The sequence below is a fragment of the Paenibacillus mesophilus genome, from assembly GCF_005938385.1.
Classification (GTDB): Bacteria; Bacillota; Bacilli; order Paenibacillales; family NBRC-103111; genus Paenibacillus_AB; species Paenibacillus_AB mesophilus.
Map to the genome: position 1 here is coordinate 17,964 of NZ_VCRA01000044.1, position 16,286 is coordinate 34,249.

Below are 16,286 nucleotides of genomic sequence, written 5' to 3' on the forward strand. Positions count from 1 at the left end.
ATTGAGACCAGAAGTTGTTACCGGAACCATCCCTGACCTTTGTTTATCGAGGCTTGCCGGAATGGGTGAGCTCCGATCGTCTAGCAGGGCGGTCATTTCGTAACATCGCAAGAAATGGACTTTGTCAAAAAAGGAGCGCCTCGGTATGATGGGTATGTCGACGGGTATGAGACCCAACACCATCAAGGAGGCGCTCTTACTATGAAGTTTAAATAATCAGACAGCGAAGGAATGTAAGCGCACAGACCTGTCGAACCGTGGGATGGTAAACTTCCAGGGATCTTGTGGAGGATGCGTGCAGTAGAAAGCGCTTGGGGAATATTGTTCCAGACATTTCTTCTATTCCCGCATGCCCATAACCTTTGCCCATGCCGATCCGGCTCTCGGTTGAATCCAGTTCTGTCGGATAAACGGCCAGAAGCGGATCATGGCGCGTTCCAATACAACGAAGCATCGTCGACATAAACGGTAACGCCGTTCTCCACGAAGCTGACCGTAACGACCAGCCTGACGTTCGCGACCGCTTTCCCGTCCACCGAGGCGGGAATCGTGCCGGCAAATTCCACCGAGCCCCATTGTCCGGCGGGGCCAATCGGTATAATCTCGGATTTCGGCCTATCCAACACCTTCATCTGTGCATCCAGAAGATCGACATACAACTGCACCTTGGCGTTGCTTGACGACCCGGCCGGCAAGAGAAAGTAGGCGCGCGCAGCAAACGGCCCCGGCCCGGCGGATACGGTTTGAAGCGGTCCACCGCGCTGGAAAGACGAAATCTGCAGAGCGGCATTGCCGGTATGCGCCGTTCCCGTTGCCCTCTGAATCGTGCCGCTGTGTTCGATCCAGTACGTCCATGGAGGTGCGACAGTCGTGCCGGTTTCGAACGACACATTGGCATTCGCCGGGTCGGCCCCGTCGACGATGTCAAGCAGCAGTCGAGACAGTTCCCGCTGTTCCTGCTGTTCTGTTCAGTCGCGGCTAAGGGTGGTATGTTCTTGTCCCAATTCGGGTAACGATGTAAGTTCTTGTCCAGCGAAAAGGACAAGAACTTACACATAAAGCCGAAACTTTCATTGAATGTATGTTCTTGTCCTCCAAGAATGTCAGCCATGGCCTGACAGCCACTACATAAGAATCAAAATCAATCTGTGGAGTATGTTGTCATGTTCTTGTCACCTGTGGGGCATGTTGTCATGTTCTTGTCATTGACCCAAGACAAGAACATGACAACATAAATGAAAAGAGCCGCGATATACGCGACTCTTAATGTTATATTTTTCTTGTCAGCCGACAAGAACTTACTTAACAACATTGCCCACAAAACATTTGGCGGCACACATTTTTTATATCTTTAATTTTCTCACATACCGGTTGACATAATCGCGAATTGCTCTATTTTCTTCTGATGGATCGTCAAAACATTTCATCACGCGACACGCGTTGTGGCGTAAAAGATTTCATATTACGTAACTCCTTTCTTTTATTTCTCGAGTTATTGACACATTTTTCATTGATGTTTTTTTCTCTATCTTCTTTCTTGATGATTACTTGAATCTCTTGCTTATGTTTTACATTTATATCGTGTTTGAAGATGATTTTAGGTAAACTCTTTTCTAGCATTATGCTAACTTGTCTCCAATCCGGTACACTTAGTTGTGTTGATCCCTCCACTGAGACTTCAAGCCATTGGTAAAAATAATTTAGTAAATATTCGCAAGTTACTCGCCTTATTAACCAATGATACACCTCTTTATCTTCGATAATCAAAGGGACATACATTTTATCAAAAGAGTCAATGAGAGCTTCTCTTTTAAGTTCATTACCTTTTGTTATTTGATAGAAATGGTCTGTCTCAACCGTCAAATTCCCGATGCTTTCCAATCTCGATCAGCTCAAATCGCCCGGATTGAGCGTGTACCCGTCCAATACTACGATTTTCATTTGCTCCCCTCGCCTTCTATCCGTAAAACTGACTGCAGCCCGAAATCGACCAACTGGGAAGGAACGCGCGTCGTCGCAGTAAACAAAATATCGATTGGCGTTTTGGCGGCAATTGCGTCGGCCAGGGCCATTCCTTCCGAGCCGCCTCCTGTACCGCTTTGCAAATACTTGAACGAAATATGCGGATACTTCTGGACAACATGATTACCGTATATTTCCATTAACCGTTCCCTGCCGAAAGATCCGCCGGCGTAGTAAACCGTATGCTCCACCGGTTCCAATTACTGTTTCTCCGCCTGTCCCGACTCCCCCCCCCTTCATACCGTTTCCGTCACTGCCGCCGCACCCTGCAAGAACTGCCACTGACAATAGAAACCCTGCAACTACGACTTGCTTATTTCTTGTAACCATGCTTCCCCCTCCTTTTTTTATTTGTAAGCGCTTAATTTTTTGATCGCTGCAGCGAATCACTGAGAAGATGTTGCAACAACTTATACATCCCGGTATTGTTCGGAGTAGATTGAGTTTCGTTAACTCACCATGATGTCCAGCCTCCGTCTACCAGCAGATTGTGTCCGGTAATATAACGGGACGCCTCGGAAGCCATGAACACGATGGGGCCTTTGATATCAAGCGGCTCAGCCATCCGGTTCAAAGGGGTATGCTTTTTGTAGTTGGATAGTATAGTCTCGGGCTGCCCGTGATCGATGCCGCCCGGACTGATGCAGTTCACCCGAATGCCATACTCTCCATAGTAATTGGCCAAATATTTGGTCATTCCCACCATGCCCCATTTTTCAAAAGTATAGTGTAATGGACTGCTCCTCTCCGTACCTTCGTAAATATGAAAGGAAGGCCCTATTTCTCCCTGAATGGAGGCGATATTGATAATATTCCCCCCCGCCCTGCGCCTGCGTAGCCTCCCAATCTTCGATCGTCGTCTCCTCCAGCGTGGATCCTTGCCTGGCCACTGCGTTGTTGACCAGTATGTCGATCCGGCCGTATTGGGCGATGATCGCTTGTATCGTCGATCGGATCGAGTCCGGATCCGCCAGATCGAGCCGGATCACATCCGCCATCAATCCTCGATTCGCCATTTCGTCGGCCGCACCGATCGCTTTACCGGTATCCCTGGCCGCGATTACGACGCCGGCTCCCGCCTCCAACAGCGCTTCGCTGATCAGCCGCCCGAACATCCCGTATCCTCCAGTGACGAACGCAACCTTGCCGCGCAGGTCGAACAATTCCGTAGATCTCACCTATCGCTCCCCCTTATCTTGGTCTTTTGGTATTGCACTTCGTCTTCCCTTTCCTACCTGATTATACGATTTCTTTTTCCTGCATCGACTTGCTATTATGACAATTCCATTATGCTTTGTTTGTGCTACAATGAACATGACGAAGAAGGTAAAAGATGACCTATCGTACGATTCATTTGCGTATATCGGCGATTGAGAGGGGGCCGTCATGTCAAACAACGATTATTCGCCTGCTGCGGAAGTGCTGTCCGCTTACTATGCATACTACCGCAAACCGTTCGAGAGAAAAGGGGCGTTCACATTCCGAAGCTATTACATGCGGCTTCAGGTGGAGGGGCAATGCAAGGTATTGGTCAATGGCAAGTGGCAGGCCATGACCTCCGGAGATTTGCTGTTGTTTCAGCCGGGGGAGGTCACGGAATTTTGGTTCGATCCGAATTACACCAAAGTGGAGCAATCGCTCAACGCCAACTATTATTTATTTTGTCAGGGACCTTGGCTGGAAACGTGGTGGAACGCGAAGAAACGTCCGCAGAAGATCAACTTGAAGCTGAACGAAAGCTTGCTCGCGATGTTCAAGGAAATCGTATTGGAGCAATATCAGATGAGTCACGACCGGAGGGAAGCCACGGACTACTTGCTCCGCACCTTGTGCATCTATATCGACCGTTCCATCGATACGAATCCTTACCTGTCGAAAAGTCAATTGCAGATTGCACAACAGATGAAGTATTTCATCAACAAGTACGCCTGCTCCACGTTCAAAGTGGAGGACGTGGCGCAGCACGTCGGATTGAAGGTGTCGCAAGCGTCCAACATCTTCAAATCGTCCTTTGGCCGCAGCATGATCGATTACGCGCTTGAGGTAAGACTTCATACCGCGCGCGATCAGATGCGAAACACAACGCGCACGCTCGAAGAGATCGCTTACACGTCCGGCTTCGGCAGCTACTCGTACTTTCACCGCGCTTTCCGCAAACAATACGGCATTTCGCCCAACCATTACCGCAACTCCATCGCCGCCGCTCAGCCGGAAAACATCGCCGAGCGCGGGGATAGCCGCCCTATAGAACAAGCTGGCAGGCAGCCGCCTCAAGACGAGACAAACCCGCAGTAATAACAACTGCGGGTTTGTCATTTAGCGTGTCATCCATGGGATGGCGGCGGAATTTGTACGGAATGACTGGTTCAAACCGACTGTTTTCGATAGGACGGCAAGAGCTAAAAATTCCAATCGACGCTTTGAAACGCGCCCGTTCTTGCGGATTCTCTCGCCTTTTAGCAGAGCAGTGCGCTTAGCATGCCGGCCTCCAGGGGGCTGATCGAGGAGGAGACGCCGCGCATAACCTCCACGTTCCTCGGCAAAGCAGCATTTGTAGAAGGCGGGTATTTTGAGACAAATCGGAGCCGGATTGCCTTCCATCATCCTCAACGCCAACAAATGCCAATCCTCGTCCAGAGAATATAATTGTAGAACTTATATTGAATTTTCCCGGCCCAAGAGTAACTCTTGTCCCTGCTTTCTTTACCAGACTCGCTCTGTCTACCAAATATTGAATGGGAGCGGTATCATCGCTTATTCCGTCACCCTTGGCGCCGGCTTGCTATGCATTTACATCTGCCGCCATCAATCCCAAAATTGCCCTGGCTGTCGTAATGGTTTACATAACCGTCAGCCGTCTCCGTCCAACCCTGTCCTCTGCTGTAATATTCAAGGTCTGCGACCAAAGTATAATAAGCGGGTGCATCTCGCCCTCTTACCCGATGGCACTACGCCATTTTTCATGAGTTCAACGCTGTCAAACTTGATGTAGGCAGCCGCGGCCGCAACGCTTTCAGCCGATTCGCCAAGCCCGGACCAATCGATCTCTTCGGCCGGGTGTGTGTGCGGATTGAACCAAGGACCGTTGCCATAGACCTGTCCATTGACGGAAGGGGCGCCGAACGCGCTACCGGACATACCTGCATGGATCAAACCGGCCGCAGCCGCGGCCGTTCCCGCGATCCCGATTTTTTGCAGAAACTTTCTTCTGTCGATCCCTTGTTCCGATTCCGTTATTATGGCGCCGTGGTCCGAATATCCATCCGTTGGTTGCGTTTCTCATTCTCCATCCTTAACAATCCTCCCTGGATTCGACATCCCGATTCGGCTTGCTCCACTTGATGCGGGCCACGTACACCCGATTGTCGGCCCCGCGCTCGCGCGCCCCGGCAGTCATCCATTCGCTGGTTGTCACCCAGGTCTCGTCAGGTCCAACGTTAACGACTCCGAAATTGCCGAGCCCGGCCCCATGTTCCGGAACGAGTATCCGTTCTGACGAACGGATCAGACACAGGCTGCCGGGATCGACCTCCGCGATGAATAAAGGAGCCCGATGACGAACGACGTGGTTGTTGTTCTCCGCCTTCCGGCAATAGACGAGAAACAAGCCGCTGCTATGTGTCACCCAATGCTGCTGCGTGTTGTAAATGGGGACCGTTTCACCGTCGTCCCAGGTCCATGTTTTCGGCACATCGAAATGAATTCCATCCGCGCTCCGCGCTGCATCGGCCCGATCGTTGGCACGCAGCGTGATATAGAAGGCATCCCCATATCGCGTCACCGAAGGCTCGTAGTAGCCCCGATCCTTTTCCAGCACAAGCTCGGTCCCATGCTCGACATAGCTCAATGTTTTACCGTCGAACCGGCATCGCAAAACCGTCGAGCGATAAAACGATGTATTCCCTGTGGGAGTAACGTGCAAATACGGAACCCCGCCTTCGTGGAAGTAGACCGGAAGCAATACATCCCCATTCGGCAAATCGTAGCGCTGGGTACAGCCAGCAACGGCACCGACAAATTTGGGCGGCAGTTCGAGCTGCCGCCAATCCGTCCAGCTGCGCGAGAGCGGATCGTATGCGGCATAGGCGGTCTGTACAAAGCGGCTTCTATTCTGATTCCGGTCATATCCGACAAGAGCCCCCGTACCGAGCAACTTCTTCGACGCCGCATGCCACGATGGCGTAAAATCGCATACGACCATTCGCTCATTGTCGCCCTCGTATCGGCTGTGCAGACCATATGCCTCTTTGGGGGCGCTCCAGCTTTGCCCCAGATCGCCGGTTGACATCTCATGAAGCGAGTTGAATATGTCCGTTCCGATCAATCGGACCTCCTGCATCGTCATCACTACCTCGGGTCGCACGCCCGGAATGCATCCCGCACGATTGTGAACCCAGCAGTGCGAGTCGGTGAACCCGGAGTGAACCGTATCCAGTTGGACCGTATAGTCGACAGCGCCGACCTTAACGTGACTCATATGTCATCCTCCTTCTACCACAGCGGTTCTCAATACACGATCCGCTCGGATTGATTTTCCATGTTGCCGGAATGAATGAACTTGTCGCCATATCGTTGTCTCAATAGCTGAAATTCGTCTCGAATCAACTTGATCATCTTGGTCTCATCCGCACCGTTCAATATAAAATTCATTCCCGCTTCAAAGAACGGCTTGCACAAATCCAAGGTAGAATCCATATGAATGCCGACACCCCGGCCGCGCGCCCTGCATCGCTTGATGACATCGACGATCGTGTCGATGAATTCCGGATTGTCGTACTCCTCCGGTATTCCCATGGAACACGTAATGTCATGCGGCCCCAAAAATACCCCGTCTACCCCTTCGATCGAAATCAACGATTCCAAATTATCAATCGCTTCGACGCTCTCAATGCCGACGATCAAATATAAATCCCGGTTGAATTCGTTCAAATAGTTGCTTAATTTGGCATTCGGCTGCCGGGTACCGTCAAGCATCTCTTGCAAAAATTCCCCTTTGATCGGACGATACTTGACGGCTCCTACCAAATCCTTCACTTGTTCGACTGTTTCCACATAAGGAGCCACAATCCCCTGTGCTCCGCCCTCGATCGTCATGTTCGCCCAGTACTTGTCCGGATAAGGGATCCGTACCATCGGCGATATTCCATTATCGGCATACAGCCTGCACATGGCGGCCACTTCCGTCCGATCAATCGGAATATGCTCGGTGCAGATGAATACGAAGTCCTGCTCCATTCCGGTACTCCATTTGGCGGAAAGGGGATTGCCGAAACTGACCGAATGCGTGCCGTACACCCGTTCTCCATTATGCAACCGCTCCCTTATTTGTTTGCCTAACACATTTATCATCTCTTCTCTTTTTCGAATTTTCAATCATGTCTGACCGTTAATAAACGAATATGTGATTTTAGAAATATGCGCCTCCCTTCTTCGGATCGATCGCTTCCGTTGTCCAATCGTATGATATTGCTTATGATCCTCGCGCAGAATACTTACCTGATTGCGCTTTCATTATTTCATATCCGTGGTATAAAGAACATGACTACCGGTCATATAGATGAACAATTCTACGTTTTAATTTTAATCGTTCACGCAACGAATTAATAAATTTGGCTCTGGAATACGCGTTAAAAAATGCTAAGTTTATTAAATCCACTAATGAAAAAAGATAGAAAATGGGCTCAAACACCTACAAAATGTGATTCGAAAAAGCCGGCTAGCGCACTATAAGCACACACGTAACTGCCTCCTAAAAAAATTTTTTTTCAGGAATGGGTGTTGCTTCTTTGGAATCGCTTCGCCCTCGTTTGCGAAGTAAGCCCAGACTTTCTTCCTTTCTTCGAATTTCCCCAAGGGTTTGGCTTTTTCTTTCAAAATCGGCCTTATGATATTACAGAATTAATTGGAAAACGGAGCCCGCAAATCCGCGTGGCTCCGTTATTGCTGTTCCAGTAATCGTTAGAATATGAGTTATGGCCGGGACGAAAATATCGGCTAGTTGCGGAATTAGTTACACGGATTATTATTCTGCTCCGTATTGAATGAGTAATTGAACGACGGATTCATGTTTCCACATTTTCGCGATCATTAGCATCGATTTGCCATCAGAAACGCCATTGGGATCTGCTTTGTGATAGAGCAAAAATTGAACGAGTTTGATGTCTCCTCGTGCTATTACCTGTCCTAAAGCCTCAGCATCGGGCTTCGCTCCGTGAAGCACAAAGTAGCGCGTTAAATCATAGTCTGTCTTCCTTGGTATCGATGTCCAATGTAAGGGTGTAAATGTTGTGCTGGCAAATTTAACGGGATGATTTAAATTTACCTTTCCGCCTTCAACCAAGTATCGGCAGATGTCTATGTATCCCTTGCTGATAGCCTCTAGCAAAACTTCACCCATTGTATCATCCGAGTACTCGTTATTTTCCAATAACTGTTCAGCCACTCCCACAGTGCGATCAGACATAAAGTCATCCCCCAACTAAATCACGCCCGATTAACTATATTTCGCTGTACCATATTCTAACACCGTCACTGTACCAGCCCCACTACTCACAATATGAGGGGTTGCCAAAGTTCCATAGTTGCCAATGAACGGATAATAACCAGTTCCGCTTGTTTGGTTGATAACAAACTTTGCTGAGGGATACAAACAGCCATTATTACGAATCGCCAAATTACTGTTCGTTGTTGTTACAGCATCAACACCACTCGGAAAGTTTTTAAATAAACAGTTTTCAACAACCGAATTGATTGCCACTGACGTCAAATACATAAGCCGCGTATATAGATTTGCAGAATTACCATTTAGTGTCACGCCGCTGATCTTGGTTACTGTGCTATTTGAGTTTGTGGCTATAACTAAGTCAGGGGTAGATGTCCGACTGTCATTGATGACCACATCAATGACATTGAAAACCGTTACTGTTGATGGCACCATCATAAAACGGCGCGTGGTTGAAGTAGTGTTATCTGTCAGCGTAAACTCGCAGTTGCGAATATCCACTAAAGCATACGGATAGGTTGTTGTTGGTAACAATGAAGCCGAGCCAACAATCTTACAATCGCGCATATACAGCTCAATGTTCGTTGTTGATGATAAAGTCAACATAAGCGTTACACCCGCTGCATACGTCACTTTACAGCCGATATATTCAATTTTTCCGATACTTGGGTTATAGCCCCTTAATGAGGTATTATCCATCAAGTTCGTTAATTCGCAATCCACGAACTTGCAAGATGTCACGTTAGCCAAAATTGGCTTACCGAGTTTAGAGTCACGTACAATTAAGCGATTCGCGCCAAGTGCATAAATACCGTATGAGCTATTGATATTCGCCAATTCGCAATAGTCTACGTTCCCAGCAGATAATTCACCCACCTGAACAGCAGCTTGTTCAACTCCTGACACTACCAGTAAACTAGTTTTCAGGTTATCCACCACATTGTTTGTACCTGCTACATAGCAGCCAAAACGATAATAGCCCACAATTTCACAGTTAGTAATTGTGACGTTTTCAACATACTGATAGCGGACCAGTATAAACCCATGTTTGACCTTGGTCTTTCAAGCTATTCACTTCTGAATAACATGAATCAATCACAACTTTGGCATGTTGCAGCTTACAAGATGACTTCAACACATTAATGAACGTACAGTTTTGCACTTTGATAACCGTTGCTTGCACTGCATCGTCATAACCAGCAACGCTTTTACCGTATTGATTGAAATAGCAGCGAATCGCGTCACTATCATGATAAAGTTGAGCTGCGGCGTTTTGCATCGTATAAATATCTTCGAATCTACAGTTTTCAATGAGATGCTGTGATGCCGTCATTGTGATGCCAGTCGGCTGGAACATGAAATAACCACCACAGAAGCCGCCTGTGTTCGCTGTATTGGTGTAATGTTTGATGATGCAGCCAAAGCATTGGTTAGAACTGTGGTGTTTTCTGCGGCTGTATTGGAATCTTTATAGCCAAAATCTTCAAGCTGTAATGCAGCAGAATAAATACGCTTCCAGCGTGTACCGTCTGCCGCTACAATGACCGTGCCGCCATTTGATACAGTTGTAGTATCACTAGCATCAGCACAGAACAAACCACCGCCAATATTAGAACCAGCATAATAAGACATCACTAGCGCTACTTGCTTGTCTTTATGGCATGTATAAGCTGTTAATGTTGCAATTGATTCAAAAGATTCGATCTTATCTCTGCCGCTGCCATATACGCTATCTGTCACATCCGTCTTGCCGTCTGCGACCTGTGTGCCAACGTTTACGAGGCCGCCTGTCGCGAGCGCCGCACCTGCGATGCCGATCGAAGCCAACAACTTCCTTCTGCTGATCGTTTCCAAGATTCATTCCTCCCCAAGTTATGTACATGCGGTCAAGCTGGCGTTACCGTCAATGCCCCGGCATCGGTTACTGCCATTTTGTAAACGGTTCCATTCGGCGATGCAAGCTTGATCGCCTATGCCGTAAGTCCTCCGTTAGTGCCGATGATCTCCCATGTGCCCGGTGTACCGTCCGCGGTGCAAACATCTATTGCGCCTTGCTCATCACCAGCCGCGCGTTTTCGCAGCGCTTCTAAGAAGAAACGATCACTGCCAGTAAATGGGTCAGCATAAGCAGAAGCGCGTAAAATATTCGGGTCTTTCTGCTGCTCTGGTGGTAGTTCCTCAATTGCAGGCGGTAGGGCTGGTATATTTTCCCATGCACAGCATTTGACCATGCTGCATCAGCTTCATTCTCAGCTTCAGCTGCCGCCGGACAGCCATGAGGGAGGAATGTCGTCCAGTTCGACGCCCAGCGTGACTTGCTGCGCATCGGAATCGGGCAGCACCGACAAGCCGCCGATGTGCGCCGACTCGGGCAGCGCCCCGACCGTCTGTTTGAGACGATCCAGGTAAACCTCGTTATGGCCGGCAATGCCGTTCATCGATGTATTCACGATTTTGATCGCATCGGCGCCGCTTGAATAGCCGGTTAGCCCTTCAAACGAAGCGATGACGATCTGGTCCATCGCAAATATCAATTTGCCGACGGGGTTCGGGGCCGCGAAAGACCGCGCGAGGCGGAGTCGCCGGCTGGCTTATGCTAGTCCGGCAGTCCATCCCATCTCCCTCCCCCACACCGTTCCCGGAATCTGGGCTGCTGTCTCCACCCGCATCCATACCGGGCGGCGAGGCATCATCGGGCCTCGATCAGGAAGGAAAAGGAGGCGCTTGTCGGCAACCGCGTCCAAATACGAGCGGTTTGCACCTCTTATCTCCGAAGCCGGGGTAGTTCTTGGGCAAAATAAGAGCGATTTCCAGCTGCTATTCGGCCACTCTCCCCGGCAAAACGGTTTTTCGCCCCGAATAAGGAATGCTATCGTCTCTTATTCCTCTCGCAAATCGGATACAACCGAAAGTAAGAGATGCAAAAGACTTCTATTCTACGGATTCGTAAGTCGCGAAGCCGCCAATGCCTGGCTCCGGGCGATACACGGCGTCGGTTCGCGCGCCACCGGGAGCTTTTTTGCATTTTGCATTGACGAACGAGCTATTTTCGATTATAAATAATATGGTCATACCATACTATTGTGTTGTAGGAGAGTGATTAGGTCATGATCGATTCCGTCATGGTCAGAACCGATCGGCTTGTCGAGATTCGCTTGGCCGACCGGGAGCGGGAGCGACTCATCAGCTGCGAGGCAAGCTTTGCCATCGAAGGGAAGGAATGGCGGCCGGCCGTGATCTATCCCGACTTGAGCGGCGATTTTGCGCTCGACGGCAGCACGTTCGTATGGAATCAAGCGGTTACGATGGGAATCGTCCGTTTGACCGAAAACGTTGAGGCGTTCTATTGGAACAGCTATCTCGACATCGGGTGCTTTACGGGTACTGTACGGCTTAGGTTCGTTTGGATGACGGTCGACGGCGAGTACGAGGAGGAACACGACGTCACGCTAGAGCAGTCGGACGTCGTTTATTTGAACGATTGGACACATTATTTGGGCGGAGACGGGGCCGCGAATCCGCGCAAGGGGGACGGGAAATGGAAGATCGGCCAAGGAAGGTGCGGCCCGTTCGTCGGCATGGGCTTTCACGAGAAGCTGCCCCCGATCCGCGTGCCGGTGCCGGTCGAAGGCTGGTACGACATTTACTTCGGCACGTCCGGCGGCTGGCTCAGGTTTATGGCCCGGGCGGGCGACGCCCCATTCTCCCGGGTGATGACCCCGCACTTGACGGCGGGCCACCATGCCGGCAAAACCGATCAGGAGCTGTACTGGACAAGGGGCTACCTCCGGAAAGACGCGATCGAGATCGCCCAGCTTAGAGAGACGGTCGTATCCCACTACGATTTCGGGCGGCTCTCTTATATCAAGCTGGTGCCTGTCGCCGGTGGCGCGCACCCCCATTCCGACGGAAAAGCGATACGGAACGACTCCCCGGAAGATGCCGGAACAAGTTCGGATGCCGCTTCGTCGCGTACCGGAGAGTTGATCTTGTACTACGAGCCTTACACGTACTCTTTGCACGGCTTTCATGATGCCGAGTCGATGAACGGGGTCATGCTCGAGGAGTTTCTCCGTCTCCGCCCGACGGAGATTACGTGCCAGACGATCCGCATCGGCATGAAATCGCTGCATCACAGCCGACTGGTGGAACGGTTGAACGAACCCGCCGTTACCGACTTCAAGACGGTTATCGACGATCCGGTGAAGCTGGTCGCGAATTGCGACATATTGCGCGAAACCGTTTCGTACGCCCACGGCCGCGGCGTTCGCTTGACGGCGAATATCGGCATGAACCGACCGTATTTGTGGAACAAGCCGCTGTCCGAGTCATTCGTCAGGCGGCACCCGCATCTGGTCAAGGACGGCGACCTCGATTACGGCGATCCCGAGGTTCGCCGGTACGCGCTGGGCATCATCGAAGAAATCGTGACGGATTACGACGTAGGCGGACTTCTGTTCGATTATATGAGACATTTTAAAAACCAGACGGTCGAATCGCTCGTCGATACAATCTCCACCGCAAAATCGTATTTGCGGAGGAAGGAGAAGCTCACCGGCGTAAAGCTCGAGCTGAAAGTCAGAGTGCCGGCCGATCAGGCGGTCTATTACCGGGCTTTGGCCGTTTGCGCGGCGCAGGGCGACGTGGACGGCATCATCCCGTCGAATCTGGTGACGACCGAGCCCATGCCGCCGATCGGCCATTATATGAAGCTGCGGCGCGATACGGGCGTAAAAATATACGGCTGCATCGACGGATGGAAGCACTATTTGGCCAGCGACCCGCGTGCCGGCGCCCTCCTGATGCCGCACTCGCCCGCCGATCTGAAGAGGTATGCGGCCGCGTACGACAAGCTCGACGTGGACGGCATCTTCGTCTATATGGCCGATGAAATTACCGGAAATCCGTATTTGAACAATGTGCTCTAGGCCGCCGCTAAGCCGCCGCATGCGGTCGATTGACCGCCGTCGTGCAGCGATCCACCGCCCGGTGGGAGCCGTATGCGGTAAGAAAAGCGGGAAGGGCCGGCTAGCCCGGCCCTCTCGCACGCTTTAGACGAAACCGACCGGCAGGTCGCATCTTCATCGACCCGATCGCAGCCGTGCCGGATCCCCGCATGCCGCGAAGAAGCGCCGCCCGCCCTTCAAAGGGTACGGCCCCGCCGATCGCGTGCTTAGTCATGAAGAAGAAAAAACGATTGCTAACAGTCTCAAGTGCATTCGTGAATAATCAACAAATACCTCAGATCAGAATTCAGGGCAAGTGACTGAATGATCTGGGAATAAACAGGTGCACGTAAAGCCGAACTTCTTTTTGAAACCCGCGCCACGCAAGTGCTTCAACACTTTCTCCCTCAACCGTTTTTTGTTCAGTCGCGGCTAAGAATGGTATGTTCTTGTCCAATTCGGGTAACGATGTAAGTTCTTGTCCAGCGAAAAGGACAAGAACTTACAGATAAAAAATATAAAGCCGAAACTTTCATTGAATGTATGTTCTTGTCCTCCAAGAATGTCAGCCATGGCCTGATAGCCATTACATAAGAATCAAAATCAATCTGTGGAGTATGTTGTCATGTTCTTGTCACCTGTGGGGCATGTTGTCGAGTTCTTGTCATTGACCCAAGACAAGAACATGACAACATAAATGAAAAGAGCCGCGATATACGCGACTCTTAATGTTATATTTTTCTTGTCAGCCGACACCTGTGTCGGACGACAAGAACTTGACCCGCTTTTTGATTTGTTGTTCAGTCCTTGCTCATCACAAAGAAAAATCTTTCTCTGCCGGCCAGTTCTAATGCCAATTCCTAGCATTTCCCTGACACGAAAAAATGAGCTGGTACGGGCTAGCCGCGTTCCGCAATTATGTCTAATATATAATGATCTGCTTCAGTTGAAAGATACTCCTCTCTACCCTCCGTCGGGTTTGAGATAATGTTCTTGTCACCCGACATTAGCTTAGCGACTCGACGGCAGCCGAACATTTTGGCCGGCTGCCGTTGTGTAACGATTGTGCTACAAGAACATGGTTGCATCAGGAAATTGTGATCGATACATGCAACCACGTTCTTGTCGTGTCTATCGACACAATATTAGCTCCCAGGCGACATCGAGCCTTGGTAGTTATCCAGGTCAAGCCGGACAATTTGACTTTCGTTCCAGTCCTCTAGATTCATCGTGATAGCGTCATACGTGGCAGTTCCTCATGATTCAAAGCCCGTCAAAGCCGCGCTTCGCCCAGTCCGAAGCGGTCTTGCTCTTCATACATGCGCCAAATCGCGCGCAGCGACTTCAAGCTATCGCGCCCGTCGGTTTCCGGGCTTCGGCCCGTGGCGATGCAATCGAGGAAATGCTCGATTTCCGGCAGGAAAATGTTCGGCTGCTTCGTTTCGGCCGGATCGTACAGCGTCTTCCGGCCTTCCTCCGTAATCACGTCGACCTGTTCTCCCTTTACGATAAAAGCCGCCTTCGGCGTATGAATATGGTATTTGGCCGGGGTCTCGCGGTATTTCATCCCCCAGCTCGTCACGAGATGCGCGAGCGCGCCGCTTTCGAATTGCATCAGCGCATGGGAGGTTCCCTCGCTTTCCAGCCATTCGGTCCCCGCTCTCGTTCCCATCGCCGTCATGCGGGTAGGCGTTCCGAGCAGCCACATGAGGGCGTCCACATAATGACAGCCGTGGCTGAACAGCACGCCGCCGCCGAGCTTGTCCTTCTGCGCGAGCCACGAGCCGGGCCGCGGCTGCAGGTACGCTTCGACCCAGCACTCGGCGTTGAAGGGAACGCCGTATTCGCCCGAATCGATCGCCTGCTTGAGCCGCCGCATATGCGGCATGTAACGGACGACGTAGGCGAGCATAAGCTTGACGTTGTTGGCGTCGGCCGCCTCGATCAGTTTCAGGCATTCCTCCTCGGTATTGGCGAACGGCTTCTCCAGCAGCACGTGCTTGCCCGCCTCGATCGCCTGCATCGTCTGCGGGTAGTGCAGATGGTGCGGCGTGCAGATGCTCACGGCATCGACATCGTCGAGAATCGAAGTCCAATCCGTCGTATAACGGCATTCGTACTCTTCCGCCGCTTTCGCCGCCTTCTCTTCGTCGAGATCGACGACCCAGCGCAGGTCTGCCTGCTCCAATGCCTTATAGGCCCTTACATGTCCCATTCCCAAATTAAGGCCGACTACGGCCGTGCGTATGCTTCCCATTGTTTCTTTCCTCCCGTATGCGGATGCGATCCCGCTATATATAGTTTTGATCGTGAAAAGCGGTTCCCACTAGTTCCGCCTCTTAAATCCGGAAAGCGGACCGTCTTGCCGTTCGCCCCGGCCGATTCGACCGAAAGCGGGAACACCGAGCTCCACAGCACGACGTCGTATACGTCGATCGCCGGACAGCGCTTCTCGCGGATCAAGCGCACGAATTCGTCGATGACGAAGAAGTCGCCGCCGCCATACTTTCGAACGAGGCGTTTCGTACGATAGACGACGGGTCGGCCTGCAGCAGTTGCACATCGTCCACAGATACTTCCGCTGCGGAGGATTCGACGATGACGACAACCTTCAGCGCGTTAACCGGCTTGCCATTTACCGTTTCCGCTATATCCGCATTCAATTCGAATGCCGTCCACGACCCCGCAGTTTCGGACAAAGCATGTATGCCGGAACGCAAGCTTCCGATCCGTTTGCCCTGATCGTCCAGCAAATTCAACCCCAATTGAATCGTGCCTGCTGACGTGCTGGCAGGGGTTTAGTAGTGTAATTTCAG

The 16,286-nt window shown here is 50.9% G+C and carries 17 protein-coding genes; 2 read left to right on the forward strand and 15 right to left on the reverse strand.

Annotated elements, in window-relative coordinates; all coding sequences use genetic code 11:
* Positions 1-425: 425 nt before the first annotated feature.
* From FE783_RS35055 to FE783_RS38780, 5 genes are all read right to left on the reverse strand, one after another.
* Positions 426-890 carry a hypothetical protein gene (locus FE783_RS35055; RefSeq protein ID WP_138884055.1) on the reverse strand — a complete coding sequence of 155 codons (465 nt, stop codon included), beginning with the start codon at positions 888-890 and terminating at the stop codon, positions 426-428.
* Positions 891-1,413: 523 nt separating this feature from the next.
* Positions 1,414-1,881 carry a hypothetical protein gene (locus FE783_RS35060; RefSeq protein ID WP_138884056.1) on the reverse strand — a complete coding sequence of 156 codons (468 nt, stop codon included), beginning with the start codon at positions 1,879-1,881 and terminating at the stop codon, positions 1,414-1,416.
* Positions 1,882-1,937: 56 nt separating this feature from the next.
* Positions 1,938-2,222 carry a hypothetical protein gene (locus FE783_RS35065; RefSeq protein ID WP_138884057.1) on the reverse strand — a complete coding sequence of 95 codons (285 nt, stop codon included), beginning with the start codon at positions 2,220-2,222 and terminating at the stop codon, positions 1,938-1,940.
* A 254-nt stretch (positions 2,223-2,476) separates the two neighbouring features.
* Positions 2,477-2,833, reverse strand: coding sequence for an SDR family oxidoreductase (locus FE783_RS38775; protein WP_338015935.1), 357 nt, complete (start codon positions 2,831-2,833; stop codon positions 2,477-2,479).
* Positions 2,739-3,200 carry an SDR family NAD(P)-dependent oxidoreductase gene (locus FE783_RS38780; RefSeq protein ID WP_202916316.1) on the reverse strand — a complete coding sequence of 154 codons (462 nt, stop codon included), beginning with the start codon at positions 3,198-3,200 and terminating at the stop codon, positions 2,739-2,741. The genes FE783_RS38775 and FE783_RS38780 overlap by 95 nt, the downstream gene beginning before the upstream one ends.
* A gap of 208 nt (positions 3,201-3,408) precedes the next feature.
* Between FE783_RS38780 and FE783_RS35075 the strand changes: the two genes are divergently transcribed.
* Positions 3,409-4,317 (forward strand): AraC family transcriptional regulator, encoded by a 909-nt coding sequence (locus tag FE783_RS35075; protein WP_138884058.1) that lies wholly within the window; start codon positions 3,409-3,411, stop codon positions 4,315-4,317.
* A gap of 594 nt (positions 4,318-4,911) precedes the next feature.
* Here FE783_RS35075 and FE783_RS39090 read toward each other — a convergent pair.
* The 8 genes from FE783_RS39090 to FE783_RS35115 all read right to left on the reverse strand — a co-directional run bounded on the left by FE783_RS39090 (position 4,912) and on the right by FE783_RS35115 (position 11,046).
* Entirely contained in the window at positions 4,912-5,262 is a 351-nt protein-coding gene (locus tag FE783_RS39090) for a twin-arginine translocation signal domain-containing protein (protein WP_138884080.1), read from the reverse strand.
* 52 nt (positions 5,263-5,314) lie between these two features.
* Positions 5,315-6,499 (reverse strand): exo-alpha-sialidase, encoded by a 1,185-nt coding sequence (locus FE783_RS35085; protein ID WP_138884059.1) that lies wholly within the window; start codon positions 6,497-6,499, stop codon positions 5,315-5,317.
* A gap of 29 nt (positions 6,500-6,528) precedes the next feature.
* On the reverse strand, positions 6,529-7,362 hold the full coding sequence (locus FE783_RS35090) for an HpcH/HpaI aldolase family protein (protein ID WP_158302205.1): 834 nt from the start codon (positions 7,360-7,362) through the stop codon (positions 6,529-6,531).
* Between the two features lie 682 nt (positions 7,363-8,044).
* A complete protein-coding gene (locus tag FE783_RS35095) occupies positions 8,045-8,485 on the reverse strand; it encodes an ankyrin repeat domain-containing protein (RefSeq protein ID WP_138884061.1) in 441 nt (146 codons plus the stop codon).
* 30 nt (positions 8,486-8,515) lie between these two features.
* On the reverse strand, positions 8,516-9,463 hold the full coding sequence (locus FE783_RS35100; protein WP_138884062.1) for a hypothetical protein: 948 nt from the start codon (positions 9,461-9,463) through the stop codon (positions 8,516-8,518).
* 73 nt (positions 9,464-9,536) lie between these two features.
* Complete coding sequence (locus FE783_RS35105) at positions 9,537-9,881, reverse strand: hypothetical protein (RefSeq protein WP_138884063.1); 345 nt, start codon at positions 9,879-9,881, stop codon at positions 9,537-9,539.
* Positions 9,854-10,378: a twin-arginine translocation signal domain-containing protein gene (locus FE783_RS35110; RefSeq protein WP_158302206.1), complete on the reverse strand. Its 525-nt coding sequence runs from the start codon at positions 10,376-10,378 to the stop codon at positions 9,854-9,856. The genes FE783_RS35105 and FE783_RS35110 overlap by 28 nt, the downstream gene beginning before the upstream one ends.
* 401 nt (positions 10,379-10,779) lie before the next feature.
* Positions 10,780-11,046 (reverse strand): hypothetical protein, encoded by a 267-nt coding sequence (locus FE783_RS35115; protein WP_138884065.1) that lies wholly within the window; start codon positions 11,044-11,046, stop codon positions 10,780-10,782.
* A 585-nt stretch (positions 11,047-11,631) separates the two neighbouring features.
* Here FE783_RS35115 and FE783_RS35120 point away from each other — a divergent pair.
* A complete protein-coding gene (locus FE783_RS35120) occupies positions 11,632-13,452 on the forward strand; it encodes a hypothetical protein (protein WP_138884066.1) in 1,821 nt (606 codons plus the stop codon).
* A 1,291-nt stretch (positions 13,453-14,743) separates the two neighbouring features.
* On the opposite strand, the gene FE783_RS35125 is transcribed toward FE783_RS35120, so the two are convergent.
* Positions 14,744-15,727, reverse strand: a complete 984-nt coding sequence (locus tag FE783_RS35125; protein ID WP_138884067.1) for a Gfo/Idh/MocA family protein — start codon at positions 15,725-15,727, stop codon at positions 14,744-14,746.
* A gap of 202 nt (positions 15,728-15,929) precedes the next feature.
* Complete coding sequence (locus FE783_RS35130; RefSeq protein WP_138884068.1) at positions 15,930-16,235, reverse strand: hypothetical protein; 306 nt, start codon at positions 16,233-16,235, stop codon at positions 15,930-15,932.
* Positions 16,236-16,286 lie beyond the last annotated feature (51 nt).

Coding starts and splice junctions, on each gene's coding strand:
- FE783_RS35115 (WP_138884065.1), bottom strand. CDS start 11,046: ATGGACCAGATCGTCATCGCTTCGTTTGAAGGGCTAACCGGCTATTCA.
- FE783_RS35095 (WP_138884061.1), bottom strand. CDS start 8,485: ATGTCTGATCGCACTGTGGGAGTGGCTGAACAGTTATTGGAAAATAAC.
- FE783_RS35120 (WP_138884066.1), top strand. CDS start 11,632: ATGATCGATTCCGTCATGGTCAGAACCGATCGGCTTGTCGAGATTCGC.
- FE783_RS35125 (WP_138884067.1), bottom strand. CDS start 15,727: ATGGGAAGCATACGCACGGCCGTAGTCGGCCTTAATTTGGGAATGGGA.
- FE783_RS35085 (WP_138884059.1), bottom strand. CDS start 6,499: ATGAGTCACGTTAAGGTCGGCGCTGTCGACTATACGGTCCAACTGGAT.
- FE783_RS35075 (WP_138884058.1), top strand. CDS start 3,409: ATGTCAAACAACGATTATTCGCCTGCTGCGGAAGTGCTGTCCGCTTAC.
- FE783_RS35105 (WP_138884063.1), bottom strand. CDS start 9,881: ATGTTCCAGCCGACTGGCATCACAATGACGGCATCACAGCATCTCATT.